At 69.8% G+C, this 24,543-nt stretch carries 23 protein-coding genes; 8 read left to right on the top strand and 15 right to left on the bottom strand.

Annotated elements, in window-relative coordinates; all coding sequences use genetic code 11:
• Positions 1-26 precede the first annotated feature (26 nt).
• Positions 27-1,010 carry a DMT family transporter gene (locus AC1RCS_RS10055; RefSeq protein WP_492244940.1) on the bottom strand — a complete coding sequence of 328 codons (984 nt, stop codon included), beginning with the start codon at positions 1,008-1,010 and terminating at the stop codon, positions 27-29.
• 203 nt (positions 1,011-1,213) lie between these two features.
• Here AC1RCS_RS10055 and AC1RCS_RS10050 point away from each other — a divergent pair, with 203 nt between their 5' ends.
• Positions 1,214-2,116: a LysR family transcriptional regulator gene (locus AC1RCS_RS10050; protein ID WP_218295085.1), complete on the top strand. Its 903-nt coding sequence runs from the start codon at positions 1,214-1,216 to the stop codon at positions 2,114-2,116.
• Positions 2,117-2,121: 5 nt separating this feature from the next.
• Here AC1RCS_RS10050 and AC1RCS_RS10045 read toward each other — a convergent pair whose 3' ends face one another.
• On the bottom strand, positions 2,122-2,886 hold the full coding sequence (locus AC1RCS_RS10045) for a DeoR/GlpR family DNA-binding transcription regulator (RefSeq protein ID WP_492244939.1): 765 nt from the start codon (positions 2,884-2,886) through the stop codon (positions 2,122-2,124).
• 63 nt (positions 2,887-2,949) lie between these two features.
• On the opposite strand from AC1RCS_RS10045, the gene AC1RCS_RS10040 reads away from it, so the two are divergent.
• Both AC1RCS_RS10040 and AC1RCS_RS10035 read left to right on the top strand, forming a co-directional pair.
• Positions 2,950-3,360: a DUF4406 domain-containing protein gene (locus AC1RCS_RS10040; RefSeq protein WP_218338632.1), complete on the top strand. Its 411-nt coding sequence runs from the start codon at positions 2,950-2,952 to the stop codon at positions 3,358-3,360.
• Complete coding sequence (locus AC1RCS_RS10035; protein WP_492244938.1) at positions 3,357-3,989, top strand: NUDIX domain-containing protein; 633 nt, start codon at positions 3,357-3,359, stop codon at positions 3,987-3,989. Before AC1RCS_RS10040 ends, AC1RCS_RS10035 begins: the two co-directional genes overlap by 4 nt.
• A gap of 74 nt (positions 3,990-4,063) precedes the next feature.
• On the opposite strand, the gene AC1RCS_RS10030 is transcribed toward AC1RCS_RS10035, so the two are convergent.
• Positions 4,064-4,315, bottom strand: a complete 252-nt coding sequence (locus AC1RCS_RS10030) for a GlsB/YeaQ/YmgE family stress response membrane protein (protein WP_218338630.1) — start codon at positions 4,313-4,315, stop codon at positions 4,064-4,066.
• A 313-nt stretch (positions 4,316-4,628) separates the two neighbouring features.
• Complete coding sequence (locus AC1RCS_RS10025; RefSeq protein WP_492244937.1) at positions 4,629-7,001, bottom strand: penicillin acylase family protein; 2,373 nt, start codon at positions 6,999-7,001, stop codon at positions 4,629-4,631.
• Positions 7,002-7,139: 138 nt separating this feature from the next.
• Between AC1RCS_RS10025 and AC1RCS_RS10020 the strand changes: the two genes are divergently transcribed.
• Positions 7,140-8,255, top strand: coding sequence for a helix-turn-helix domain-containing protein (locus AC1RCS_RS10020; RefSeq protein WP_492244936.1), 1,116 nt, complete (start codon positions 7,140-7,142; stop codon positions 8,253-8,255).
• Between the two features lie 165 nt (positions 8,256-8,420).
• Positions 8,421-9,374 (top strand): class I SAM-dependent methyltransferase, encoded by a 954-nt coding sequence (locus AC1RCS_RS10015; protein ID WP_492244935.1) that lies wholly within the window; start codon positions 8,421-8,423, stop codon positions 9,372-9,374.
• 87 nt (positions 9,375-9,461) lie between these two features.
• On the opposite strand, the gene AC1RCS_RS10010 is transcribed toward AC1RCS_RS10015, so the two are convergent.
• Entirely contained in the window at positions 9,462-9,857 is a 396-nt protein-coding gene (locus AC1RCS_RS10010) for a nuclear transport factor 2 family protein (protein ID WP_492244934.1), read from the bottom strand.
• A 300-nt stretch (positions 9,858-10,157) separates the two neighbouring features.
• Here AC1RCS_RS10010 and AC1RCS_RS10005 point away from each other — a divergent pair, with 300 nt between their 5' ends.
• Entirely contained in the window at positions 10,158-11,966 is a 1,809-nt protein-coding gene (locus tag AC1RCS_RS10005) for a GGDEF domain-containing protein (RefSeq protein WP_492244933.1), read from the top strand.
• Between the two features lie 18 nt (positions 11,967-11,984).
• Here the strand turns inward: AC1RCS_RS10005 and AC1RCS_RS10000 are convergent, their stop codons facing one another.
• A complete protein-coding gene (locus AC1RCS_RS10000) occupies positions 11,985-12,497 on the bottom strand; it encodes an EVE domain-containing protein (protein WP_218295072.1) in 513 nt (170 codons plus the stop codon).
• Positions 12,498-12,766: 269 nt separating this feature from the next.
• On the opposite strand from AC1RCS_RS10000, the gene AC1RCS_RS09995 reads away from it, so the two are divergent.
• Positions 12,767-14,626, top strand: a complete 1,860-nt coding sequence (locus AC1RCS_RS09995) for a DUF3592 domain-containing protein (RefSeq protein WP_492244932.1) — start codon at positions 12,767-12,769, stop codon at positions 14,624-14,626.
• Here the strand turns inward: AC1RCS_RS09995 and alkB are convergent.
• From alkB to AC1RCS_RS09960, 7 genes are all read right to left on the bottom strand, one after another.
• Positions 14,623-15,315, bottom strand: a complete 693-nt coding sequence (gene alkB / locus AC1RCS_RS09990; protein ID WP_369642425.1) for a DNA oxidative demethylase AlkB — start codon at positions 15,313-15,315, stop codon at positions 14,623-14,625. The two genes, AC1RCS_RS09995 and alkB, sit on opposite strands and share 4 nt — an antisense overlap.
• Positions 15,316-15,471: 156 nt before the next feature.
• On the bottom strand, positions 15,472-16,209 hold the full coding sequence (locus tag AC1RCS_RS09985; RefSeq protein ID WP_218338621.1) for a 2OG-Fe(II) oxygenase: 738 nt from the start codon (positions 16,207-16,209) through the stop codon (positions 15,472-15,474).
• Positions 16,206-17,333, bottom strand: coding sequence for a bifunctional DNA-binding transcriptional regulator/O6-methylguanine-DNA methyltransferase Ada (gene ada / locus AC1RCS_RS09980; RefSeq protein ID WP_492244931.1), 1,128 nt, complete (start codon positions 17,331-17,333; stop codon positions 16,206-16,208). The genes AC1RCS_RS09985 and ada overlap by 4 nt, the downstream gene beginning before the upstream one ends.
• A gap of 248 nt (positions 17,334-17,581) precedes the next feature.
• Positions 17,582-20,425, bottom strand: coding sequence for a DEAD/DEAH box helicase (locus AC1RCS_RS09975; protein WP_492244930.1), 2,844 nt, complete (start codon positions 20,423-20,425; stop codon positions 17,582-17,584).
• 21 nt (positions 20,426-20,446) lie between these two features.
• A complete protein-coding gene (locus AC1RCS_RS09970; RefSeq protein WP_492244929.1) occupies positions 20,447-21,319 on the bottom strand; it encodes a helix-turn-helix domain-containing protein in 873 nt (290 codons plus the stop codon).
• Positions 21,320-21,331: 12 nt separating this feature from the next.
• Positions 21,332-21,688: a nuclear transport factor 2 family protein gene (locus tag AC1RCS_RS09965; RefSeq protein ID WP_492244928.1), complete on the bottom strand. Its 357-nt coding sequence runs from the start codon at positions 21,686-21,688 to the stop codon at positions 21,332-21,334.
• Between the two features lie 84 nt (positions 21,689-21,772).
• On the bottom strand, positions 21,773-22,687 hold the full coding sequence (locus AC1RCS_RS09960; protein ID WP_492244927.1) for a DMT family transporter: 915 nt from the start codon (positions 22,685-22,687) through the stop codon (positions 21,773-21,775).
• Between the two features lie 126 nt (positions 22,688-22,813).
• Between AC1RCS_RS09960 and AC1RCS_RS09955 the strand changes: the two genes are divergently transcribed.
• Positions 22,814-23,257, top strand: coding sequence for an Lrp/AsnC family transcriptional regulator (locus AC1RCS_RS09955; RefSeq protein ID WP_492244926.1), 444 nt, complete (start codon positions 22,814-22,816; stop codon positions 23,255-23,257).
• Positions 23,258-23,295: 38 nt separating this feature from the next.
• On the opposite strand, the gene AC1RCS_RS09950 is transcribed toward AC1RCS_RS09955, so the two are convergent.
• Together AC1RCS_RS09950 and AC1RCS_RS09945 are read right to left on the bottom strand one after the other, a co-directional pair.
• The gene (locus AC1RCS_RS09950) at positions 23,296-23,916 is read right to left on the bottom strand and encodes a chromate transporter (RefSeq protein WP_218338674.1); all 621 of its coding nucleotides are present in this window, start codon (positions 23,914-23,916) and stop codon (positions 23,296-23,298) included.
• Positions 23,913-24,512: a chromate transporter gene (locus tag AC1RCS_RS09945; RefSeq protein ID WP_218338673.1), complete on the bottom strand. Its 600-nt coding sequence runs from the start codon at positions 24,510-24,512 to the stop codon at positions 23,913-23,915. The genes AC1RCS_RS09950 and AC1RCS_RS09945 overlap by 4 nt, the downstream gene beginning before the upstream one ends.
• Positions 24,513-24,543: the final 31 nt, after the last annotated feature.

Below are 24,543 nucleotides of genomic sequence, written 5' to 3'. Positions count from 1 at the left end.
CGTTTGGCGTCCACCGCCGCGCGGGGTCAGGTCGATCTCGCGTTGGGTTCAGCGGATGCGGTCGACGTCGCTCCGTCCGGCGTGCGGGGCGCCGCCATGCTGCCCCGCTTGCTGATCAGCAACACCCCCGCCAGCACCAGCGCAGCACCCGCCGTCTGCGGCCAGGACAGCGGCTCGTCCAGCAGCCAGCAACCGAAGAAGATTGTGAGGATGGGGCCCAGCGTGCCCACCAGCGCGGTTTGGGCTGCGCCGATGCGGCGGATGGCCGCCGAGGTCATGAATACCGGCAGCACGGTCGAGAAAATGGCCATGCCCAGCGCGTGCAGGTAGACCGGGGCAGGCTGCACCAGGGAGCCCGCGGGCTGGGACACGATGAAATGCGCCAGCGTGGCGACCGTGGAGACCAGCATCGCCAGCGCAGTGAAGCGTGCCGCGCCCAGGCGCCGGATGGCGGGCTCGCTGCCCGCCTGGTAGAACGCATACGAGACGGCCGAGCCGAACACGAAGCCCGCGCCGATGAGCACGGCGTGCGTGTCGCCCGCAATGTGCAAGTCGTGCGCGAAGGCCAGGCCGATGCCCGCGTAGGACAGCAGCAGCGCCCCCATCTCGCGGCGCGATGCCCGCTTGCCCATGAACAGCACGCCGATCAGGATGGTGAGCGTGGGGTAGGTGAACAGGATCAGCCGCTCCAGGCTGGCGGTGATGTACTGCAGGCCGATGAAGTCGAGGATGCTCGCGCCGTAGTAGCCCAGCAGGCCCAGCGCAATCACCAGCAGCCCGTCGCGCCGGGTGAGCGGGGCCAGGTTGCGGCTGGCGCGCCAGCCCACCCAGGCGAACACGGGCACGGAAAACGCCATGCGCAGGCACAGCAGGGTGACGGAGTCCACAGGGACGGCCTGGGGCACGGCATAGGCCAGCTTCACGAAGATGGCTTTGAAGGAGAAGCCCAGCGCGGCCAGGATGGCGAGGATGAGGCCGAGGCGTTCGGCGGACCAGTGTTTCCAGGGCATGGGATGCGGGCAGATGGTGGGGGCGCGGGGGGGAAAGGGCGCGCTGCAAGTGGTCAGGGCATGTAAAAAATGCGAACGCCATGCAGGCTCAAAGGCGGGCCCAGAAAGATCGATGCGCCCGATGGTGCCTGCCGGGCGCGGCGGGCACAATTGTTATTGCCGCAACCGTCCGTTCGTTGTGGACGAATGCCAAGGGGCCTCCATTGACCTATGACCTGATCGATCTGCGCCTTTTTGTCGCCATTGCCGAAGAGCGCAACCTCACGCGCGGCGCCGCGCGCGCCTGTCTGGCGCCTTCGTCGGCCAGCCACCGGCTGCGGCGCCTGGAGGAGGCGCTGAACACCGCGCTCTTCGAGCGCCAGACCCGGGGCCTCGTGCTCACCCGTGCGGGCGAGGCGCTGCTGCGCAATGCCCGCCAGGTGCTGGCCAGCATCGAGCAGATGCATGCCAACCTCTCGCCGTTTGCCACCGGCATCCGCGGCCACGTGAGCCTGTGGGCCAACACGCATGCCACGCACACCTTCCTGCCCGACGACCTGGCGGGTTTCCTGAAGCGGCATCCGCAGCTGAGCGTGAGCCTGGAGGAGCGCACCAGCGCGGACATCGTGGTGGCGGTGGCCAGCGGCGAGATCGAGGTGGGCGTGCTGGCCGACAGCGGCTCGGGCGCGGGGGTGGAGCTGGCCCCGTACCGGCAGGACCGCCTGGTGCTCATTGTGCCGGCGGGCCATGTGCTGGCCGGGCGGGCGAAGGTGGGGTTCGCCGAGGTGCTCGACCACGCGTTTGTCATGCTGCACGCTGGCTCGGCCATCCACACCTTCACGATGAATGCCGCCGCCGAGCTGGGCCGGCACCTGGACGTGCGCATCCAGGTGCGCAGCTTCGAGGCGGTGTGCCGCATGGTCGGGGCGGGCGTGGGCATCGGGCTGGTGCCGCGCGGCGCGGCCTTGCAGGTGGCGGGGCTGAGCGAGCCGCCGGTGGTGGTGGAGATGGACGAGCCCTGGGCTCAGCGCGACCTGCAGATCTGTGTGCGCAAGGGGGCGGTGCTGTCGGGTTTTGCCCAGGCGCTGGTGGCGCACCTGCGCCTGGGCGCGGGGCCCTTGGGCTGATCAGATCAGGCGGCGGCTGCGGTGGTCACCGTGACGCCACCGGCCTGCAGCTTTCTGCGCAGTGCGGCGGGCGTGGACGCGGGCACCACCAGGGCCGCCAGTTCGCCGAGGGGCGCAATCGTGAAGGGCGATGCCGCGCCCAGCTTGTCGGCGGATGCCAGCACCACGGTTTCGGCCGCGCGCTGGTGCAGGGCGCGTTTCACGGCGGCCTCCTCGAAATCGCCCGTGGTCAGGCCCGCTTCGGCATGCACGCCGGTCACGCCCATCAGGTACAGGTCCGCGCGCAGCTGCGCGGCGGCCTCGACCACGCTGGCGCCCACGTTCACCATCGAGTGGCGGAAGAGGCGGCCGCCCAGCACCAGTACCTCGATCTGCAGGTGTCCAGCCAATGCCACGGCCACGGCGGGGCTGTGCGTGACCACGGTGGCGCGCAGCGCCAGCGGCAGGTGCAACACCACCTGCAGCGAGGTGGTGCCACCGTCGAGGATCACCACCTGGCCAGGCCGCACCAGGGCCGCCCCGGCACGGCCCAGGGCGCGTTTGTCTTCAGGGGCCAGCTGCTCACGGGCCTGCAGGCTGCCCACGGCGGCCGAGGCGGGCAGGGCGCCGCCATGCACGCGCTGCAGCAGGCCCTCGGCGGCCAGTTCGCGCAGGTCGCGCCGCACGGTGTCTTCCGAAATGCCCAGCTCTTCGCTGAAGGCCTTGGCCACGATCTGTCCATCCCGCCGAAGGCGGTCGAGCAGGAGTTGCTTGCGTTGTGTGGTCAGCATGGATGGGTTGCGTGAATTTGCATGTTTGTGCATGATATTGCACGTATTGAATATTGCAAAACCATGCCCGCCCCTTCCGACACTGACTTTCCGCTGCTGGTGCTGATCGCCGGCCCGTACCTCTCTGGCACCGACGGCGACGCGGACCGCATCGCCGCCAACCGGGCCCGCCTGGAGGCGGCCGCGCTGCCGATCTACGCGCGCGGCCATCTGCCCCTGCTGGGCGAGTGGCTGGCATTGCCCATCATCCATGCGGCGGGCGGGCGCGAGCCGGGCGATGCCGTCTTCCATGCCTACCAGTACCCCGTGGCAGAGCGGCTGCTGGCGCGCTGCGATGCCGTGCTGCGCCTGCCCGGCGCGTCGCGCGGCGCGGACATGGACGTGGCGCGGGCCCGGGCGCGCGGGCTGCCCGTGTTCCACCACGTGGACGAGCTGCCCCGGCGCCAGGCTGGCGCGCGGGGGCATGCCGCATGAGCCGCCCGGTGCCCGCCGTGCCCATCGCCGAGCTCAATGCCGGCGCGGAGCACGTGAAGCTGCTGGACGTGCAACTGCTGTCCGACAACTGGTACGTGCTGCGCAAGGTCAGTTTTTCGCTGCGCCGGCGCGACGGCCAGTGGCAGACGCTGAGCCGCGAGGCCTACGACCGGGGCAACGGCGCGGCGCTGCTGCTGCTCGACCCGCGCAGGGGCACGGTGGTGCTCACGCGCCAGTTCCGGCTGCCGGCCTTCCTCAATGGGTGCGCGGACGGATTGCTGGTCGAGGCCTGCGCCGGGCTGCTTGACGGGGACGACCCCGAGACCTGCATCCGCCGCGAGGCGCAGGAGGAAACCGGCTACCGCGTGCGCCAGCCGCGCAAGGTGTTCGAGGCGTACATGAGCCCGGGTTCGGTCACCGAGAAGCTGCACTTCTTCATTGCCGAGTACGAGCCGCAGGACCGCGTGCGGGCTGGAGGCGGCCTGGTGAACGAGGGCGAGGACATCGAGGTCATCGAGATGCCGCTGGCCGAGGCCCTGGCGGGCATCGCCGGGGGCGCCATCCAGGACGGAAAGACGATCATGCTGCTGCAGCATGTGGCGCTGCAGCAGCAATTTGCTACTGTTTAGATAGCTGCTTGCGCTTTACCCATGGGCGCTGGAGGCCGATTTTCTTCAAACCTGTGCACCAGCGGGCGCGGTGGCTAGGCCTTCTTCTTGACCAGCCCGTAGATCACCAGCAGCACGATGGCACCGGCCACCGACGCGATCCATCCGGCGGGCGCGCCGGGTGCGTACCAGCCCATGGCGCTGCCCACATAGCTTGCCGCCAGCGACCCGGCAACGCCCAGCACGGTGGTCATGATCAAGCCCAGCTTGTCGTCGCCGGGTTTCACGGCGCGCGCGATCAGCCCGACGATGAAGCCGACGATGATGGTTCCGAGGATGGACAGCATGCAATTCCTTTCAATCAAGAGTGCGCAGGCCCGGCAGTGGGCTCCGGCAATGACTGTAATGGCATTTACGGAGCCGGCGGCTCGGAACCCGTTCCAGGTCTTTTCGGGGATCGCATTGGCGTGCAATCGCCCGATGACATTCCAGCCTTCGGGCAAGCGCCTTGCCGGGCGGCTTGCGGCGTTGCGGCGTTCCGTCGCTTGCCAGTAGCCGGGCTGTCGGCGGGCTCGGTGCGGGCTATCCGGGCGGCGCGCCTCGCCTGGCATCCCATTGCGGCCAGGCGCTTGCGCGACCTCTAGAAAACCTCGAACAGGCTCAGTGCCTCACCAGCCGCAGCGGCTCGCCGATGCGCGCCTTCACCACGTCCTCGCGGTGGAAGGGCAGGGTGTGCCACTGTTTGGCAGAGAACAGGCGCATCTGGTCGTTGGCGTGTGGCGATGCCGGGTTGGTGGACTGGCCGTAGGTCAGGATGGCCTGGGCCACCGGGCCTTTGGCGTCGAAGGTCACCGTCTGCACGTAGCTGGTGCCGTAGTCGATGCGCAGGCCACGCGCATTGAGCGGCGCGGGTTCCTGGCGGCCCAGGTTGTTGAGCACGCCTTCGAACTCCTCGCCGCCATGCAGCGCGATGGGCTCTTCGGTGATGTCCGGGCGCTGCACGCTGCCCAGGGTGGCGTCCAGCGCAAAGCCGCTCGCGCGGACGGTCTTCACGGCGCCGTCCAGGGCTTCCCACACCTTGGCGGCGGTGGCGGCGTCGTCCATCTTCAGGCCGGCGGGCGTGGCCACGGGTTGTGCCGGATCGAACGGCACGCGGTGCACGCCGGGGATGTTGCGCGCGGTGCGCCAGAACTCGCGGAACACATGGGCGCCGCGCGCGTCCAGGTTGTTGCGGCGGTCCCAGCCCTTCAGGGCGGCGCAGCCGCCGCGCGACTCTGCCGAGGGCGCCTTGTCGCAGGCGGCCAGCAGGTCGGGCACCACCACCTGGGCCATGAAGTTGCGGTTCTGGAACAGCTGGTCCTGGATGGCCTGCAGCGTGACCTTGCCGCGGCCGAGCATCTCGGGGATTTCCGCGAGGCCGGCGCGCGTGCGGGGCCGCGTGAGGCTGGCGTCGCCCACCATGGGCGAGATGCCGTCGAACTTCTGCCCCGGGTGGGTGTAGACAAAGCTGTCGTTGCTGTTGTGCACCCAGTCCGTGCGGAAGGCCACGGGCATGCGGCCGATGGGGATCAGGCCCGGGACGGGCGATGCGCTGTCGCGGTGCCAGTCGCAGTCGGCGCGCGATCCGTTCAGCACCACCAGGCCTGCGGCGGCCCGCAGCGCGGCGGCGGGCTGGCTGGGGGCGCAGCGCGCGAGCTGCGCGGCGTCCATGTCCGGCACCACGCTCACGTCGGCGTACATGGCCTGTCCGCTGCGGTCGGCCGCCAGGGTGTTCACCCAGGGCAGGCCCAGGTTGGCGTGCGCCTTGTGAAGGTCCTGCACCGAGCGGGCGCGCGCAAAGGCCAGGGCCGCGTCCATCATGCGGGTGTTGCCGGTGTTGGCGTCGCGCAGGGCGTAGGCGGTCCTGGCGTTCCAGGTCAGGCCGGCGCGGGGCACCACCACCAGCGGGCCCCAGCGGGTGGACCACACGGTGTGCTCGCGCGCCTGGAGCTTGCCGTCCGGGCCGGGAACCTGGGCGCTGACCTTGCGGGCCGTCATCTTCTCCGGCTTGCCGTCCACCAGGTAGGTCGTGGGATCGCCCTCGGCCAGCGTCACTTCGTAGAACGTGAAACGCTTGCCGGTGGACACCGTGTGCGACCAGGCGACATCTTTGTTGAAGCCGATGGAGACCATGGGGTAGGTGCCGATGCCCACGCCCATCACATCCATCTGGCCGGGGATGGTGAGGTGCATTTCATAGAAGCGGTTGGGGCCGCTCCACGGAAAGTGCGGATTGCCCAGCAGCATGCCGCTGCCGTTGGCCGTCACGTCCTTGCCAAAAGCCCAGGCGTTGGAGCCCAGGGGCGAGTCGAGCAGGCCCACGTCGCGCAGGGCCTGGGCGGCGTCGGCCAGCTCCACGCCAGGGGCGGGGGCCTGCGCGGCCTTGGCGGCGGGCGGCTGGGCGCCCAGCATGCCGTCGGCCAGCGCGGCGATACCGGCCTGCACGGCCACCACTTCGGCCATGCGGCGGTACTGCGCCAGCGTCATGGGCTGCACCCAGGGCTTGCCGCGGCAGGCATCGGGCAGCGCGGCGGCGTTGTCGGCCAGGTAGCGGTTGTAGCCCGCCACGTAGCCGCGCGCCATGGCCTGCACCTGCGGGCTCGTGGCCGCCCAGTGGCGCTCCAGCGCGGCGTCGTCCATGTGGGCGGCCATGAACAGGTCGATCTGTTCGTTGGGAATGTAGCGGCGCCCCACCAGGCCGATGGCCTGGCCGCCGAAGGTGCTGCTGCGCTGGCCGCGCGCGGTCACGAGCTGGTCGGCCGTCATGCAGACGTTGTCCTGCGCATAGGCATAGGCCACGCCGTAGGCCAGCGATTCGGGGTCCTGCGCGGTGATGTGCGGAATGCCGTAGGTGGTGCGCTCGATGGTCACGCCGCGGTCGCTGCCCGCCGCGCCGGGCTGGATGGCGCAACCCGCCAGAAAAAGGGCGGCGCAGGCAGCGGCGAGGGTGGTCAATGCCGTCGTCTGGCCGGCGGTGGCTGGGGTCTGTCGCATGGGTTCAGGTCTCCTGGGTGTTGGACCGCGGGCGGTTCGCATCGCCGGCGGGGTGCTGTGGTCGCGCAACCATGCTACTGCCCGGTAACACCTCAACGGGGTGGTGGTTTGGCCACGAATGGTGGCAATATCGCCACCATGTCCACCCGCACCACCGTCCTTTCGTCCTGCGTGAATGTGGGCATCCTCTGGGGGCGCGACAGCATTGCCAGCACGGCCACCGCGGTGGTGGACGCCCTGCGTGCCATGAACATGCTGGCCGCCATGCGGCCCGGTGGCGCGCAGCCCGCGCTGCGCTGGTTCTGGCTGCCGATGCCGCATGAGGGCGATGCCACCCCGGCCCCCGTGCCAGCAGGGGGCGATGGCTGGCAAGGCCCTCTGCACGTGGTCGTCATCCCCGGCTGGCTGGTGCCCACGGGGCCCCAGTTGCGCGAGGTCAGCAGCCGCTACAGCCAGCACTTCGGCGCCATGCTGCACAGCCACCTGCGCGGGGGCGGCAGGGCCCTGGCGCTGTTCAACGGCTCCAGCCTGCTGGCCCACTGCGGGTTGCTGGCGGGGCGCAAGGCGGCGCTGCCGTGGGTGTTCGCGCCGTCCATCGTGCTGCAGTCCAGCGAGAGCGGGCCAGGTGCCGCCGATGGGGCGCCTCCTGCCGACGTGGTGTGGCAGCGGGAGCAGGCCTGGCAACGCGATGGCGCCCTGTGGACCACGGCATCCCTGCAGGACACCCTCCCAGCCGTGCTGGACCTGCTCGGCCACACGCCCGCCGCCGAACTGGCGCAGGCGGCAATGCACGCGCTGCTGTTCGACCGGGAGCGGCAGCTGACGGCCACCGCCGCCATGGAAACCCCCACCGGCCATCCGCTGGCCGCGGGCGCCCTGGAGCTGGCGCGGCGCTGGCTGCAGGCCCACCGCAACGAACCCTACAGCCTGCAGGCCACGGCCCGCGCCGCTGCCACCAGTCCGCGCACCTTGCTGCGCTGGTTTGCCCAGGTGCATGGCGAAAGCCCCCAGGACTACCTGCACCGCCTGCGCATCGCCCAGGCGCAGGCGTTGCTGCAGACCACCTACCTGACCGTGGAAGATGTGGCGCAGCAATGCGGCTACAGCGACACGGGCAGCTTTCGCAAGGTGTTCGCCCGCGTGTGCGGGGTGACGCCGGGGGCCTACCGCCAGCGCTTCAAGCTGCGCACTTCGCGCAAGCAGTGGCTGGCGCGGCAGGCCCCGCCCGGGGCCGACAGCGCAGGAGAAGCCTGACAGGCCGGCACGGCGGGTGCACAAGCCACCCGGCCGCAGCCCGCCCGCGCCGGGCCACAGGCGATAATCCATGGTTGCTATTGAAATAATAGCTGTGCGGCATGAGTGCACCAGCGCATGCGGCCGTTTTCTCCTGATTTCCGTTCATTGAAGCCTTTTTTCTCCATGCAAGCCCTGCTCGACGCCATCGCCGCGATGCCCCTGCCCACCGATGCCCAGCGCATCTTCCACGGCCGGGGCGGGCTGCACCCGGGCTGCGAGCAATGGGTGCTCGATGTGTACCCGCCCGTTTTTGTACTCACCAGCTTTGCCCCGGCCTCCGAGGAAGCGCTCGACGCCATTGGCGCCGCGCTGCAGGCGCGGTGGTCGCTGATCGCGCCGGATGGCCAGCCGCTGAACTGGGTGTTCCAGCACCGGGGCGAGGCGCTGCGCGCCGAGGGCCGCAGCGATACCCGCCTCATGGCGGGCGCCGTGCCCGACCCGCATGCGGTCACCGAGGCCGGCGCACGTTTTCGCGTGCACGTGCTGCGCGGGCAGAACCACGGCCTGTTCCTGGACATGGCCGGCGGCCGCCGCTGGGTGCGCGACTTTGCCGCCGCGCGCGGCGCGGACCGCTACGGCCTGAAGGTGCTCAACCTCTTTGCCTACACCTGTGCGTTCTCGGTCGTGGCGCTGCAGGCGGGCGCGCGGCAGGTGGTCAACGTGGACATGAGCCATGGCGCCATCGCGGTGGGCCAGCAGAACCACCAGCTCAACGGCATCGCCACGGGCGCGAGCTTTCTGGCGCACGACATCTTCAGCAGCTGGGGCAAGATCACCCGCAGCGGGCCGTATGGCCTGGTCATCGTGGACCCGCCGAGCTACCAGAAGGGCAGCTTCGTGGCCACGAAGGACTATGCCCGCCTCATGCGCCGCCTGCCGGACCTGCTGGCGCCCGGCGGACACGCGCTGCTGTGCCTGAACGCGCCGGAGCTGGGCGAGGGATTCCTGCGGGAGCAGATGCAGGCGCAGGCGCCCGGGCTGTCGTTCGTGGAGAGGGTGGACAACCCGGCGGCATTTGCGGACGTGGACCCGGAACGCGCCCTCAAGGTGCTGGTGTACGCGGCGCCGGACCTGTGAGCATCGGGCGCCGTGCAGGACGGCCTTTCCCGCTGGCGATGGATTGTTCTGGGCCGTTTTTCTCCCAGCCTGCAGTAGGGCGCGAGGTCAGTGCTTTTGAGCCTCTACCGGCGTTTCCGTGTGCATCACGCAGCGCCACTCGCCGTCCTTGCGCGTCCAGACGGACGAATCCGTCATTTCCTGATTGATTTCTTCCGACTTTCCACGGGGCGTGAGGGCCTGCCGCGCGTGGTAGGTCAGGACGGCCGTGTTGTCGTCGGGGAACAGCACGTTCATGTTGCTCAGCTCGAAGGACTTGATCACCATCGGGCCCTGTTCCGCCATCCGCCGGTAGGTGGCGTGGTCAAACTGCATGGCGCCGTGGCTACTGACCATCAGTGCCGGTTCATCGAGCATGGCGAGGGCGGTGTCCGTGTCCTCGTCGACCATCGATTGCCAGAATTTCCTTTCCAGCTGCATGAGCTCATTGCTTGCCGTGCGCATGTCGTGCTCCTAGGTGGTGGTGAAAGGGACCACACTGCGCGCCGGCCGGCCCGCCGGATGTCGGACGGGAAAGCAGGCGCCCGTCAGCACGTTCCTACCGGCGCCCGGCATGCCGTGGGGCGGGGCACTGCGGGTATCACCCCCCTGGGCCTCTGGTTGCAGGTGGTAACCTAGTCTGGCAGCCGGGCGGCATGCCGCTGCGCGCAATGGGTGCAATTTCGGGGCTCCAGGAGGTTCAAGCTGTTCTTTCCACTGTTTTCCACAGAGAAAAAAGAAGAAGGAGAGGGCGCGGCGGGCGCCATGGACGCGGCGGACACCGCGCAGGACGCCAGCCCCGCGGTGTCGCCAGAGCGCAGCTTCAACACGAGGCTGTCGATCCATGTCGCGATCGCGATCCTCGCCACGGCGCTGCTCGCGCTGACGATCGTGGTGCCGACGTTCCACGAATTCGAGATGGCGCGGCAGGGGCTGCACGACATCCAGCATTTCCGGCGCGTTCTCGATATCGCCACCCTGGTCGCGGCGGAGCGGGGGCCCGCGAATGTCGTGATGTCCGAAGCGCCCGCGCCCGACAGCGCGGGAACCCGGCGCCTGGCACAGTTGCGGTCCCGGGTGGACGCCGCGCTGGCGGCGCTGGCGCAGCCGCAGCCGCCGCGCTGGGGCCTGCACCACCACCCCGTGCCGCCGGCGTTGCTGGAGGGTGTCACGCAGCAGCTGGCCCGGGCGCGGCGCCAGGTCGACGAGGTGGCGGCGGTGCCCCTGGCCTCGCTGCGTCCGGACGAGCTGGATGCGGCCATCCAGGGCATGTTCGAGGCGTCCGACAAAGTCCAGGCGATCATCGCGTGGCAGGCCAACGAGATCCTGCACCACGACGCGAGCCTGGCCTCTCCCGTCCTGATCGGCCAGATGCTCAATGACTTCCGGGACTATGGGGGACGGGCCGCCTCGCAGATCATGGCGCCCATCGCCCTGGGGCAGCGCCTGCCGCTCAAGAACATCATCGAGAGCCGGCAAACGCAGGGGCGGCTGAGGGCGCTGTGGCAGGTGATCGGCGCCCACGGAGGGCTGCATGACAATGAAACGCTGGCAAGAACCCGCGAAGAGATCGAACGCGGCTACTTCGGCGATGGTTTTGCGCTGATCGACCGGCTGATCGCCGAAGGGCGCCCGGGCGCCCGCTACACCATGTCGGCGACCGAGTTCACCGAGCGCTACGTGCCGACCATGCGGCCGATTGAAACCTACCGCAGCGTTTTCCTGGACGCGGCGGTCAAGCGGTCCGAGCACAACAGGGATGCGGCGCTGGCCACCCTGGCGGCGGTGGCGGTCGTGACGGGCGCCATCTTCGCGATCCTGGTGTGGCTGATTCTTTCGGTGCGGGCCCGCGTCTTCCGCCCGCTGCTCCATGCCCACGCGGCAGTCCTGCGGCTGGCCGAAGACCGGCCCGCCGTGCCCTACGGGCACCCCACGGCCGCGGGCGAGGTCACCGGCCTCTTTCGCGCCATCGAGGTGCTCCAGGGCAAGCTCAGGGAGCGGGCGTCCATGGCCAACGAGCTCAAGAGCCTGGCGGAGACGGACGGCCTGACCTCGCTGCTCAACCGCCGGGCGCTCGACGGGCACGCGCAGGCCCAGCGGGCCGGAAGGGGCGCGGGGGACCCGATGTGCCTCATCCTCCTGGACATCGACCACTTCAAGGCCGTCAACGACACCCACGGCCATCCCACCGGCGACCGCGTGCTCATCCAGGTCGCCAGGCTGCTGCGCACGGTTCTGCGCTCCAACGACATCGTGGCCCGTTTTGGCGGGGAGGAGTTCGCGGTGCTGGTTGCGGGGGACGACATGGCCGGGACCCTCGTGATCGCCGAGAAGCTGCGCCAGGCGCTCGAGCGGGAAACCTTCACCTCGGCGGAGGACACCGCGCTGCGCGTCACGGCCAGCTTTGGCGTGGCGTGCGGCTACCGGGGCGAGGCCGGATGGCCGCAGCTGGTGGAACGGGCGGATGCCGCGCTGTACCGCGCGAAGGCGGACGGCCGCAACTGCGTGCGCTCGGCGCCCATGGCGCCGGTGCCGCAAGACGGGCCGGTACCCGCGCCACCCCCGCCGGGGTAGCCCCGGGGCCGTTTCCCGCTACCCGTGGCGGGCCGCCGCGCGCGGCTCCAGCATCTCCAGGATCAGGCTCCACTCGGCAGGCTCCACCGGCGTGATCGACAGGCGGTTGCCCCGCTGCAGCACCCGCATTTCCCCCAGTTCGGGGCGCGCCCGCAGCTGCGCCAGGTTGACGAGCCGTGTCTTGCGCACCGCCTGCACGTCCAGCAGCAGCCAGCGCGGCTTGTCCGGCGGGGATTTGGGGTCGTGGTAGGGCGATTGCGGATCGAACTGGGTGGGGTCGGGCCGCACGGAAGACGCCACGCGGGCAATGCCCGCGATGCCCGGTTCCGGGCAGCTGGAATGGTAGAACAGCACGCCATCGCCGATGTGCATCTCGTCGCGCATGAAATTGCGCGCCTGGTAGTTGCGCACCCCGGTCCAGGGCACGGTGGCGTCCGGGGCGGCCAGGGCGTCGTCGATGGAGCACTCGTCCGGCTCGGACTTCATGAGCCAGTAGCGGGGCGCGCGGTGGGATGCGGTGGGCGTGGTCATGGCGCCATTCTGGCAAAGGCCGATTCGCCCTGGTGCCCCGATGGGCTGCCGGGGCAGGGGTACTTTTGCTATTGAATATGTAGCTATCGGCGCATATCCATGAAACGCCAGGGCCCTGAAAGATTCAAAAAACGACAACCACCCCACATGCATTGCGCGTGCGCGCGGCGGGTCGCAGAATCAGGCCTGCCCCCGTCCAGGCCCTGCCAGCGCACGGGAGGCGCAAATTTTTCCAGCACACAAGAACACAGGGAGGAGGACGTGACGCCGTGGCCGGCCGCGCCTTGCCCGCCACGCTGCCGGTGGCGGGCAGGGCCCCGGCCGCCATGCGCCACGTCATCAGCACACCGATGGCCACCAGCAACACCCGGAGAAAGAAGCACCGCGAGGCCCAGGCGCGCAAGGGCGGGGGCAAGTCCGGCACCTGGGCGATGGCGCTGTTCGCGCTGCCCTTTGCCGCCGTGGGCGTGGGCATGCTGCTTTTCGGCGTGCTGCCCACGCTGTACGACTGGGGCCGCATGCAGGGCTGGCAGCCGGTGCCGGCCACGCTGGTGTCGGCGCGTCTGGAGACCTCGCGTGGCAGCAAGTCCACCACCTACAGCGTGTCGGCCAGCTACCGCTACCAGGTGAGGGGCCGGGACTATCAAGGCCAGCGCGTGGCGATTGGGTCCGGCGCGGACAACATCGGCGACTTCCAGGAGCAGCTGGGGGAACGCCTGGAGGCCGCCCAGCGCGAGGGCCAGCCGGTGCAGGCCTGGGTGAACCCGTCGAACCCCCACGAGGCCGTGCTGGACCGCAGCCTGCGCCCGGGCATGCAGCTGTTCAAGATGCTGTTCGTGGTGCTGTTCGGCGGCGTGGGCCTGGGCATGCTCCATGGCGCATGGCGCGGCCCCCGCGCCGGGCGCGGCACGCAGGCGCTGGAGGCATCGGCCCAGCCCTGGATGGGGCGGCCGGCCTGGGCGGGCAACAGCATCCGGTCGAACAAGCGCTATGAGGTGTGGGTCGCATGGACATTTGCCCTGGTCTGCAATGCGATCGCATGGCCGTCCGCGATCGCCCACCGGGACGAGGCGCTGGACGGCCCCCAGTACCTGCTGGTGGCCGTGTTCGGGGCCCTGCTGCTGGCGGCTGTCGCGACGCTGGTGTGGGCCGTGCGGGCCACGCTGGATGCCTGGCGCTTTGGCGATGTACGGCTGGTGCTGGACCCGTTTCCAGGCGCCATCGGCGGCGATTTTGGCGCCACGCTCGCGCTGCCCGTGGCGCACCGGCCCGGGCAGCAGCACTTCGCGGTCACGCTCAGCTGCGTGCGGCACTACCGCAGCCGCACTGGCGGCAAGAGCGAGTCGCGCGAAACCACGGTATGGCAGAGCCAGGGCGTGGCCCAGGTCGAGCCCCGGGGCGATGGCATCCAGCTGGGTTTGCGCCTGCGGGTGCCGGCGGGCCTGCCCGCCACGGAGCCGGTGGACAGCGAACACCACGCATGGCGGCTGCAGGTGGAATCGGCCGATCCCGGGCTCAGGTTCCTGCGTGTGTTCGACGTGCCGGTGTACGCCACCGGCGCGGCTTCCCACGGGGCGCGCGCGGACGCGGCGCAGCATCCGCAGCTGCGGGAAATGCGCCACGCCGAGGTGGCCGCGGTGAGCGAGCTGGAGCGCATTCCCGGTGGGGTGCGGCTGTACCTGCCGTATGGGCGCGCCTGGAAGCAGACCATCGTCTGGATGCTCGCCGGGGCGGTGTTCGTGGGCATTGCCGCGCTGGCGGGCGGCCAGGATGTGCCGGTGCTCTTCCTCATCGCCTTCGGCGGCCTGGGCGGGGCGGCGGTGGTGGGCGGCTTCTACGCGGTGGCCAACAGCCTCAGCGTGGAGCTGGACGGCCGGGGCATCCGCACCGAGCGGCGGCTCCTGGGGCTCATGCTGGTCCACCACCAGGCGCCCGCCACGGACATCGCCCGGCTGCGGGTGGCCGAAAGCTATTCCACCCAGACGGGGGCGCGGCAGGAGACCTTCTACCGCATCGAGGTGGAGCTGCGCAACGGCAAGCGGCTCACCGTGGCCGACAGCCTGCGCGGGCGCGCGGCGGCCGACCACCTGCTGGCCTCCATCGCGTCGCAGACGGGGTATCCGCGCTAGGCAGCGCCGCCTGCTGAAGAGACCGGCCCAGGTTCCTGGCGCGCCCGGCGAAAGGTGAGGTTGATGCGCTGCGCGCCCGTCAGCGCATGCGCGGCCTCGGCCAGCGGCAGCACGCCATGGAACCGCAGGCGCGCCGGGCCCCCCCACACGACCACGTCGCCATGCAGCAGCCCCACGCGGCGGGCCTTGTCCGTGCGCTGCGCGCCACCCCACAGGAAGACCGCCGGGATGCCCAGGCTGACGGACACGATGGGGTGGTCGTAGTTGCCCTCGTCGCGGTCCTGGTGGAGTGACAGCCGCGTGCCCGGGCTGTAGCGGTTGATGAGGCAGGCGTCGGGCGCGAAGCCGGGGTAGCCCGCCGCCCCGGCGGCCTCGCGGGCCAGCGCATGGAAAACCTCCGGCATGGGCGGCCACCGTTCGCCCGTCAGCGGGTCCGTGGGACCGTAGCGGTAGCCGCTGCGGTCGCTGATCCACCCCAGCGGCCCGCAGTTCGTCATGGCCACCGACATGCGCTTGCCGCCGGGCGTGACCAGGTGCCTGAACGGTGCGCGGGCCGCCACCGCCTCGACGGCTTGCAGCAGCTGCGCCGCCTGCGCCAGGGCAAAGCCGCGCAGCACCACGGCGCCTGACTCCAGCCATTCGGGCGCCTGGGGCGTGGCGGGCAGTTCATCAAAAAGACCGAGGTTCATGGATTCATGGTTCTAGCGTGATGGCCCGACCCGGTGCAACGGGCGCGATCCGGGCGAGCGCGCCCGTGGAACTGGCTCCGCCAGGCCACCGGGCGCGGCCCTCCCGCGCCGCGAGAGAGGGGTGAAGGCCCCGAAGGCGCCTCAGCGGGAGCATCGCTATGCAGCATCGTGAAAGATGATGCCCGCCGTGTGCCGCTGCCCCGAGCGCACGCGGCTCACGCCGTGGCGCATGTGGACGCGGTAGACGCCGCGCGTGCCCTGCACGGGGCGGTGGTGCACGGCGAAGGCCACGGCATCGCCCTGGCACAGGGGGACGACCTCGGCGCGCGACTGCATGCGCGGGCGCTGCTCGGTCAGCACGAACTCGCCACCGGTGAAGTCGCGGCCGGGCTCCGACAGCAGGATGGCCACCTGCAGCGGGAACACGTGCTCGCCGTACAGGTCCTGGTGCAGGCAGTTGTAGTCGCCGCTCGCGTACTGCAGCAGCAGTGGCGTGGGGCGCAACTGGCCCGCCGCGTGGCAGCGCGCGATGAAGTCGGCATGGCGCGGCGGGTAGCGCGCATCGATGCCCATGGCGGCGTTCCAGTGGTTGGCGATGGGGCATAGATGGGGGTACAGCGCATCGCGCAGCCCGGCCACCACGTCCGGCAGCGGGTAGCTGAAGTACTGGTACTCGCCCAGGCCAAAACCATGGCGCTGCATCACCACGCGGCTGCGGAACAGGGGCGGGCCGGCGTGGCGGTACAGCCCCGCGAGCGCTGTGCATTCGTGCTCGCCCAGCAGCCGAGGCAGTACCGCATGCCCCTGCGTGTGCAGGTCGTCGGTGGCCTGGGCCCAGTCGAGGGCCGCCACGCGGGCAGGCCAGGGGTGCGTGTCCTGGGGCAGGGCACTCATGCGGCCTTCTCCCGCGTGTGTGCTGGTTCAGCGGCGCCGGCTTCGCGGTCCAGCAGCGCCCGCTTGCGCTCCACGCCCCAGCGGTAGCCCGAGAGCGCGCCGTCGCTGCGCACCACCCGGTGGCACGGTATGGCCACCGCCAGCGTGTTGGCGCCACAGGCCTGCGCCACGGCGCGGGTGGCGGTGGGCGCGCCGATGCGCCGGGCGATGTCGGCATAGCTGGCGGTCTGCCCCGGGGGAATGGCACGCAGCGCCTGCCACACGCGCTGCTGGAAGGCCGTGCCCCGCACGTCCAGCGGCAAGTCCAGGCCCAGGCCGGGCGCTTCGACAAAGGCCACGACCTGGGCCACGAGCGATTCGAATTGCGCATCGCCGCCCACCAGCTGGGCCTGGGCAAAACGGTCCTGCAGGTCGTGCACCAGGGCTTCGGGGTCGTCGCCCAGCAGGATGGCGCACAGGCCCTGGCCGCTGTGCGCCACCAGGATCGCGCCCAGCGAGCACTGCCCCACCGCAAAGCGGATGCGCTGCGCCGCGCCGCCCGCGCGGTAGCGCGTGGGGGTCATGCCCAGCACCTGGGCGGATTTCTCATAGAACCGGCTGCTCGACTGGTAGCCCGCGCCGTAGATGGCGTCTGTCACGGAGGCCGTGGGTTGTTGCTCGAGGGCACTGCGCACACGCTGCTCCCGCCGGGCGGCGGCGTAGGCCTTGGGCGTGAGGCCAGTGGCCTGCTTGAAGACGCGGTGCAGGTGCGAACTGCTCAGCCCCACGCGGGCCGCCAGCGCATCGAGCGTGGTGGCTTCTTCGGCTTCGATGATGCGGCAGGCCTGCGTGACCAGCTCGGCATGGTGTGCCAGCGCCGAGGGCTGCCGGGGCTTGCAGCGCTGGCAGGGGCGAAATCCGGCTGCTTCAGCCTCGTCGCAGCTGACATGGAACCGCACGTTCTCGGGCCGGGGCGTGCGCGCCGCGCAACTGGGGCGGCAGTACACGCCCGTGGTCTGCACCGAGTACCAGAAGCTGCCGTCCGCCGCCGCGCTGCGCGCCACCACCGCCGCCCAGCGCGGGTCGGCCTGGGTGGCGGCAGCGGCCTGTGCGGCCTTGGCGGAGGGTGTTGCGCGGTGGGGCATGGTGGCAACGCGGGTGGAATGCAGGGGCGGGGCTTTCGCGTGGAGGTGGGCGGAGTTCGGATTCATGGCGGATGGCTCACAAGGTGGGTTGCGATGCCATGCACTCTAGGGACGGGGTGGGCGGGGCGCACTCCGTTGCTTGCTTTTGAATTCTGCACTTTTCGGGGCAGGCAGGCACAGGGCCTGGACTGCTTTCAATTTGATAGCTGCTGGCGCTTGCTGGACAAGCGCTGACGACCAAAAAACCTTCAAGCCTCGGGCGGCTGCAGCGGCCGGGGGCGCCGTTTGCCCGTGCCGCCCCAGCGCAGCGCGTCCTCGCCCGGAATGCCCAGCGGGTTGTTGGCTGGTTCGGAGAGGGGCGCCAGCAGGGCGTGCAGGTCGGCCTCGCTGAACTTGACGGCGCCCTCGGCGTCGTGGCCCAGCACGCCCTGGGCCAGCGCGGCCTTGCGGGCCTGCAGTTCCAGCATGCGTTCTTCGATGCTGCCTTCCACCACCAGCTTGTAGACAAACACCGGCTGGTCCTGCCCGATGCGGTGGGCGCGGGCGGTGGCCTGCTCTTCCACGGCGGGGTTCCACCAGGGGTCGAGGTGGATCACGGTGTCGGCGGCGGTGAGGTTCAGGCCGAGGCCCCCGGCCTTGAGGCTGACGAGCAGGATGGTGGCGCTGGTTGCGTCCCGTGCCTGGAACCGCCGCACCACCGCGCCGCGCTGGCGGGGCGGTGTCTGGCCCGTGAGGGTGAGGTAGGGCAGGGCCAGGGTGTCGAGCAGCTCGGCCGCCAGCGCGAGCATTTCGGTGAATTGGGAGAACACCAGCACGCGGCGCCCTTCGTCGACCAGGGCGGGCAGCATGTCGGCCAGCAGTTCGAGCTTGGCGCGTTCCATCGTATGCGCCGTTTTTGTGGTGCCTTTGACCAATCTGGGGTCGCAGCAGACCTGGCGCAGCTTGAGCAGGGCGTCGAGGATGGTGATCTGCGCGCCGTCGAAGCTCTGGCGCTCGAGCGCGCGGCGCACCTGCTTGTCGGCGGTGGTGCGCACGGCCTCGTACAGCTCGCGCTGCTTGCCCTGCAATTGCACGCGCTGGATGACCTCGGTGCGCGGCGGCAGTTCGGTGGCCACGTCCTGCTTGCGGCGGCGCAGGATGAAGGGGCGCACGCGCTGCGACAGGAGCTGGGCGCGCAGGGTTTCGCCGTTTTCCTCGATGGGCTTGCGCCAGCGGGCGTTGAAGCTGCGCACATCGCCCAGAAAGCCGGGCATCAGGAAGTCGAACTGGGCCCACAGCTCGCCCAGGTGGTTTTCGAGCGGCGTGCCCGTCAGGCACAGCAGGTGCGGGGCTTGCAGCTGGCGCAAGGCGCGGGCGCTGCGGCTGCCGGCGTTTTTCACCATCTGCGCTTCGTCCAGGATCAGCAGGTGGAATGGCTGTGCCGCCAGCGCCTCCACGTCGCGCCAGAGCAGCGGGTAGGTGGTCAGCACCAGGTCGTGGTCGGCCATCTGCAGATAGCGCTGGCCTCGGCTGGCGCCATGCAGCGCCAGCACGCGCAGGCCGGGTGCCATGCGCGCGGCCTCGGCCTGCCAGTTGAAGAGCAGCGAGGTGGGCAGCACCACCAGGGCGGGGCGGGTGAGGCGCCCGGCCTCCTTCTCGGCCAGCACGTGGGCCAGCGCCTGCGCGGTCTTGCCCAGGCCCATGTCGTCGGCCAGGATGCCGCCCAGGCCCTGGGCGCGCAGGTACTGCAGCCAGGCCAGGCCTTCCAGTTGATAGGGGCGCAGTTGCACCTGCAAGCCCTGCGGTGCGGCCACGGGCTGGGGCGTGCCGATGGTGCGCAGGCGCCGGGCCAGTTGCGCCAGGCCCAGATCACCTTGCAACTGCCAATCGTTGTTCCAGCCATTGACCGTGCCCACGCGGTGGGCCAGCACCAGCCCGGCGCGCAGGGCCTCGATGCGGCGGGCCTCCCACGCACCCAGGTGTAGCGGGTCGCCGTCCTTGCGCTGGTTGCGGGTCGGGTCGGTCAGCAGGTCGATCATGGCCCCCACGATGGCCTTGAGCGGGCCAGCGGGCGCGTCGATGCGTTTGCCGCCCGGGGCGCGCAGCGAAATGATGGCAATGTCGTCAATGGCGGCCATCTGCCGGGCATTGAGCCAGCGCGCGTCGCGGCGCAGCAGGTCGGCCAGCATGGGGGCCAGGTCCAGCGTTTCATCGTCGATCTCGATGCCCAGGCTGAGCAGCCAGGCGCCTTCGCGCTCGGGCAGCTGCAGTTTCTGCACGGGGCGCTCGCGTGGGCCGAGTGGGCCGTCCACTTCCTTGCCCAGCAGTTCGCCGGTGTCAGGGGCGATGTGCAGCTTCCAGCGCAACACGGGCACGCTCTCGTGCGCGAAGCCCGGTTGCACCACCACGCTCCAGCCTCTGGCGCGGAGTTGGGGGATCTGCTCGGCCCAGAAGTCGCCAAAGAAGGCCTCCTGCGCCAGCGTCCACAGCGGGCCCAGGCTGGCGGCGGCATCGCGGTTGCGCCATTGCAGCGAGCGTGCGTCCACGGGCAACAGGCCCAGATCCCACACGAGGTCCATGGCGTCCGACTCGGCCGCCACGTCGCGCTGCATGCGCACCACGGGGCCGCCGGTGTCGTACAGATCCTGCAGCGGGGCGGGGCGCGAGTTGAGGATGGACGTGGGCGCAGGCGTCTGCCAGGCGATGGCGCCTGGGAGTGTGTCGTCGGTGCGGTAGGTCCAGTCGATCTGGGCCAGCGTCACGCTGTCGCCGCGCGGCCCCATCTTGCCCTGGGGCTTGAGGCCCAGCAGACCGTCGCCCCGGCCCAGGGTCATCAGCGTGATGCGCGGGCGGAAGTGCCCGGTGGCGATGCCGGGCGGTGGCGCGGTGCGCCCGGCGGGCGGCGTGGCGGTCTCCGTGCCGGTCTCGTCGCCCCGCATCAGCGCCATCACGCGCGCGGCCTCGGCGTCCGTCAGCGGGGGCAGGGCCTTCAGTGTCGCTGCATCGGCCTGGCGGCGCAGGGCGGCCACCCAGGCGGCGATCACCGCCTGGCGGTCGGATCGCGGCGGCGCGGGTTTTGCGGGAGGGGGGGATGGGTCACCAGGGCGTGTCACTGGGCGGTGATTGTGCCCGGACTACCCTACCACGGGCACGGCATAGTGCATGACGGATCCATCCGATCCGCCCTGGTAGCCAGGCCCGTAGATCTCCAGGTCCGCACCGCCGCTGTGCCGCTGCTCGGAGCTTGCCAGCCAATTGGCATAGATGTAATTGACCGTGTTGTTCACGTTTTCCGGGGCGCCTCGGTGCTCGAACGTGGCGTAGCGGGCTGCAGGCACGTCGAAGCGCACCATGCCATCGGGCAACGCACCGGCGTGCGACACCTCGATGGCGGCGTGGTAGAGCAGCAGGTCGGAAGTGTTCGCGGTCTGGCTCACGACGCCGTAGCAGACCCCGGGAACCCTGTGGGGAATCTCTGTCAGCCGGGGCATGAAGTTCGCCCACAGCGGGGGCAGCTTCTGGCCCAGGTTGTCCTTGTCGGAATCGATGCCGTAGAAGTGGGTAGCCAGACCTACCAGTTGCAGGCGCGGACGTTCGCGGATATCGGGGGCGAGCGACATGTTGCGGTCCAGTTGGCGCAGGTAGTGCTCGTCAAACTGGATCTTCCTGACGAAGAGGCTGCGCTTGCCAAACTTGCGGTACTGATTGGGCGTCAGCTCGAAGCAGGATTTGAAGGCCCGGGTGAAGCTCTCCTGCGTGTCGTATCCGGCTGCCAGGGCAATGTCCAGAATGCCCAGGCGCGTATTGAGCAACTGGTCCAGCGCCTTGGCGAAACGCCGGGACCGGATGTAGGTCTTCAGCGTCTCGTTGGTCAGGGCCTTGAAGATGCGTTGAAAGTGCCACTGGCTCAGCCCCGCAGCCTGCGCCACCTCCGACAGGGCGATGTCGGCATCGAGATGCGCTTCGATGAAGTCGATACCACGCTGGATGCGGTGGAGGTAGAACATGCCGGGCTCCGTTCAGGGGGTGTCGTAGAAACCGGTCATTGCAACCAGCTTGCCCTGGTCGTTGTACCGGCCAAAGCTCACGCCTTCGCCAATCGCCACACCATCACTGTTGTGCATCTTCCACCGGGCCATGCAGACGTTGTGATGGCTCGTGAAGTTCTCGGTCACGAAGTAGCCGCCTGGTACCTGCTGATGAAAACCAAGCATGGTGTGTGCCAGGGCTTCCCAGCCCGAGGCGACTCCCAGTGGGTCGGTATAGGTGCAGTTCTTGTCCAGGCTGGCGGCGAACAGGGCGTGTTTTTCTGCGGGAGTGCCGGCCTTCCATGAGGCGACGTAGGTTTCCCAGGTGGTTTGCATCGTGTGGTCCATGTGTACTCCTTGAAGTGGGATAGAAGCTACAGATGGTGCCCACCGCCGCCGGCCAGTTTTGATATTTTGTGCTTATCTCACTGCTTATTTGACCCCCTGTGCCGTGGGCTCTGCTGCGGCCGGCCGCGGCCGGCTGCCCTGCAAGTGCATCGCGGCCGCGGCGAGCAGGATGGCGGCAGCTCCCGCCCACTGGGCCGGCTGCAGGCGGTGGTCAAACGCGGCGAAGTCCACGCCAATCGCCACCACGGGGTAAATGAATGACAGCGCGCCCTGCAGGTAGGTGGGCAGCTTTTGCACGGCGCCGTACAGCAGGATGTACATGAGCCCCGTGTGCACCACGCCCACCGTGACCAGTAGCAGCCAGGTGCGGGCATCCTGCGGTGGCGTGCCCAGGTTGGCAAACGGCGCCAGCAGGAGCACGCCCACGCAGACCTGGACCAGGGCGATGAGGTGGGGCGGCGTGCCGGTGAGCCGCTTGGCGACCACCGAGGCCACCGCCCAGAAGAAGGCGGCCCCCAGTGCCATGACGATGCCCAGCGTGTAGTGCGTGCCGCCCTGGCTCGCGCCGGGTCGGGCCTGCACGATGAGGAGCATGCCGCCGAATGCCAGGGCCAGCCAGCCGAGCTTGGCCGGGGTGACGCGCTCGCCAAAGAGCAGGGCGCCAAACACCACCAGCATGAAGGGCTGGGTGTTGTAGACCGCCGTGGCGATCGAAATGGAAGCGTGCGAATACGCGCCAAACAGCAGGAGCCAGTTGGTGACGATGGCCACGCCACCCAGGGCCGCCCACGCTGCCGTGCGCCAGGTCAGCACACCCCGCAGCAGGCCCATGGCGGCGCACACGGCCGCCAGCGTGGCCGCGCCGAACACGCAGCGCCAGAACACCACGTTCAGTGCCGGCAGGCCGGATTCCACGACAAACCAGCCGATGGTGCCCGAGATCGCCATGGCGGTGCCCATCTCCAGCGTGCCTTGGGTTTTCTTGTCCCTGGGTGTCATTCCATCCGTGAGTTGATGGAATGACTATAGGAAAACGGGCCCGTGCGTGGAATGGATGAAAAAAGGCATCTGCTCAATAAATCCTCATAATCTGAGGCAACCATTGATTCTGAGGAGCTGCTTGCCATGGATTCCATCGACCAGGCCATCCTGACCGTGCTGCACCAGGACTCCCGCACTTCGCTCAAGGTGCTGGGCGCACGCGTGGGGCTGTCGTCGCCCAGCGTGTCCGAGCGGCTGCGGCGGCTGGAAGAGCGCGGGGTGGTCCGCGCGTTCACGGTGGACATCGAACCGCGCGCTCTGGGCTATCAGCTGCAGGCCATCGTGCGCATCAAGCCGCTGCCGGGCCAGCTGGCGGCGGTGGAGAAGTTGATCCAGGAGACGCCGGAGTTCTGCGAGTGCGACAAGGTCACCGGCGACGACTGCTTTGTCGCCCGGGTGTATGTGCGTTCCATCGAGCAGCTCGACGGCGTGCTGGACCGCATTGCCGACAAGGCGCAGACGAGCACGGCCATCGTGAAGGCGCAGACCATCCGGCGGCGCCCGCCGCCGTGGCTGCCGGGGACATAGGTCGGCAAGGAGAAGTCTGGCCGTGGGCTGGCTAATTTCTACACCCAGCCCACGGCCCCCAGCACGGCGCCCGCGGCCAGCATCCACAGCAGGTGCAGCCTGGTGCGCCACACCAGCACCACGGTGACGGCGCTCAGCAGCCACAGGGGCCAGGCCGTGGCCGGGCCGCCATGGGCGCGCGCCAGCACCCAGGAGGTGGCCAGCAGCAGGCCGATGACCACCGGCGCCATGCCTTGCTTGAAGGCGCGCACGCCCCGGCGCTCGCGGTTGCGGTGCCCCCAGCGCGTGGCCAGCCAGGTGAGCAGGCTGCTGGGCAGCATCACGCCCAGCATGCACACCGCCATGCCCAGCGCGCCCAGCAGCCAGCCGGCCATGCCGGGGCCTCCGGCGTTGATGCCCACGTTCCATCCCAGCAGGGCGATGAACAGCACGTTGGGGCCGGGTGCGGCCTGGGCGATGGCGATGGAGGCGTTGAACTGCGGGTCGGTCAGCCAGGCCTGGCGCTCGACCAGGAAGCGGTGCATGTCGGGCGCGGTGGCGATGGCGCCGCCCACGGCCAGCAGCGACAGCGACATGTAGTACAGGAAGAGGTTGAACCAGTCGGCGGGGCCGAGCGCGAGCAGCGGGGCGGTCAATGCGGTGGAGGCGGACGTGTTCATGGCGCGAGCTTCCTCCAGGTGAGCAGGCAGGCCGCGCCGCCGACCACCGGCAGGATCCACAGCAGCGGCCAGCGCAGCACCACCATGGCCACGATGGTGAGCGCCACGAAGGCCACGCACAGCGGGCGGCCCAGGGGGTGTTTCTGGATGGAGACGAAGAGCTTGATGCCCACCCCGGCGATCAGCCCCGCCGCCACGGCGCCCATGCCGCGCAGCGCGCCCGCCACGGCCGGGTGGCTGGAGAACTCGGCATAGACCACGGCCAGGGCCAGCACCAGGATCAGCGGAAAGGTCAGCATGCCCGCCAGCGCCGCGAGCGCGCCGCGCAGGCCGAAGTAGCGGTCGCCGATCATGATGCTGAGGTTGACCACGTTGGGGCCCGGCATGATCTGCGCCACCGCCCAGTCCTCGACGAATTCCTCGTTCGTCATCCAGCGTTTTTTCTCCACCAGTTCGCGCTGCACCACGGCCAGCACGCCGCCAAATCCCTGCAGGGCCAGCCAGGTGAAGGACCAGAACAGGTCGGCAGGGTTGCGCGGCTGTGGCCGGGGCGCGGGTTCGGGGGGCGGGGACGGCAGATCGGTGGCTGTGGCCATGGGGAAAATTTGGTCAAAATGGCTACTAGCG

The sequence above is a fragment of the Acidovorax sp. GW823-FHT01C06 genome, assembly GCF_058798375.1.
This window is presented reverse-complemented; position numbering and strand designations above follow the sequence as displayed.

Coding starts and splice junctions, on each gene's coding strand:
- AC1RCS_RS10055 (WP_492244940.1), bottom strand. CDS start 1,010: ATGCCCTGGAAACACTGGTCCGCCGAACGCCTCGGCCTCATCCTCGCC.
- AC1RCS_RS10045 (WP_492244939.1), bottom strand. CDS start 2,886: ATGCTGACCACACAACGCAAGCAACTCCTGCTCGACCGCCTTCGGCGG.
- AC1RCS_RS10040 (WP_218338632.1), top strand. CDS start 2,950: ATGCCCGCCCCTTCCGACACTGACTTTCCGCTGCTGGTGCTGATCGCC.
- AC1RCS_RS10035 (WP_492244938.1), top strand. CDS start 3,357: ATGAGCCGCCCGGTGCCCGCCGTGCCCATCGCCGAGCTCAATGCCGGC.
- AC1RCS_RS10030 (WP_218338630.1), bottom strand. CDS start 4,315: ATGCTGTCCATCCTCGGAACCATCATCGTCGGCTTCATCGTCGGGCTG.
- AC1RCS_RS10025 (WP_492244937.1), bottom strand. CDS start 7,001: ATGCGACAGACCCCAGCCACCGCCGGCCAGACGACGGCATTGACCACC.
- AC1RCS_RS10020 (WP_492244936.1), top strand. CDS start 7,140: ATGTCCACCCGCACCACCGTCCTTTCGTCCTGCGTGAATGTGGGCATC.
- AC1RCS_RS10015 (WP_492244935.1), top strand. CDS start 8,421: ATGCAAGCCCTGCTCGACGCCATCGCCGCGATGCCCCTGCCCACCGAT.
- AC1RCS_RS10010 (WP_492244934.1), bottom strand. CDS start 9,857: ATGCGCACGGCAAGCAATGAGCTCATGCAGCTGGAAAGGAAATTCTGG.
- AC1RCS_RS10005 (WP_492244933.1), top strand. CDS start 10,158: ATGGACGCGGCGGACACCGCGCAGGACGCCAGCCCCGCGGTGTCGCCA.
- AC1RCS_RS10000 (WP_218295072.1), bottom strand. CDS start 12,497: ATGACCACGCCCACCGCATCCCACCGCGCGCCCCGCTACTGGCTCATG.
- alkB (WP_369642425.1), bottom strand. CDS start 15,315: ATGAACCTCGGTCTTTTTGATGAACTGCCCGCCACGCCCCAGGCGCCC.
- AC1RCS_RS09985 (WP_218338621.1), bottom strand. CDS start 16,209: ATGAGTGCCCTGCCCCAGGACACGCACCCCTGGCCTGCCCGCGTGGCG.
- ada (WP_492244931.1), bottom strand. CDS start 17,333: ATGCCCCACCGCGCAACACCCTCCGCCAAGGCCGCACAGGCCGCTGCC.
- AC1RCS_RS09970 (WP_492244929.1), bottom strand. CDS start 21,319: ATGTTCTACCTCCACCGCATCCAGCGTGGTATCGACTTCATCGAAGCG.
- AC1RCS_RS09965 (WP_492244928.1), bottom strand. CDS start 21,688: ATGGACCACACGATGCAAACCACCTGGGAAACCTACGTCGCCTCATGG.
- AC1RCS_RS09960 (WP_492244927.1), bottom strand. CDS start 22,687: ATGACACCCAGGGACAAGAAAACCCAAGGCACGCTGGAGATGGGCACC.
- AC1RCS_RS09955 (WP_492244926.1), top strand. CDS start 22,814: ATGGATTCCATCGACCAGGCCATCCTGACCGTGCTGCACCAGGACTCC.
- AC1RCS_RS09950 (WP_218338674.1), bottom strand. CDS start 23,916: ATGAACACGTCCGCCTCCACCGCATTGACCGCCCCGCTGCTCGCGCTC.
- AC1RCS_RS09945 (WP_218338673.1), bottom strand. CDS start 24,512: ATGGCCACAGCCACCGATCTGCCGTCCCCGCCCCCCGAACCCGCGCCC.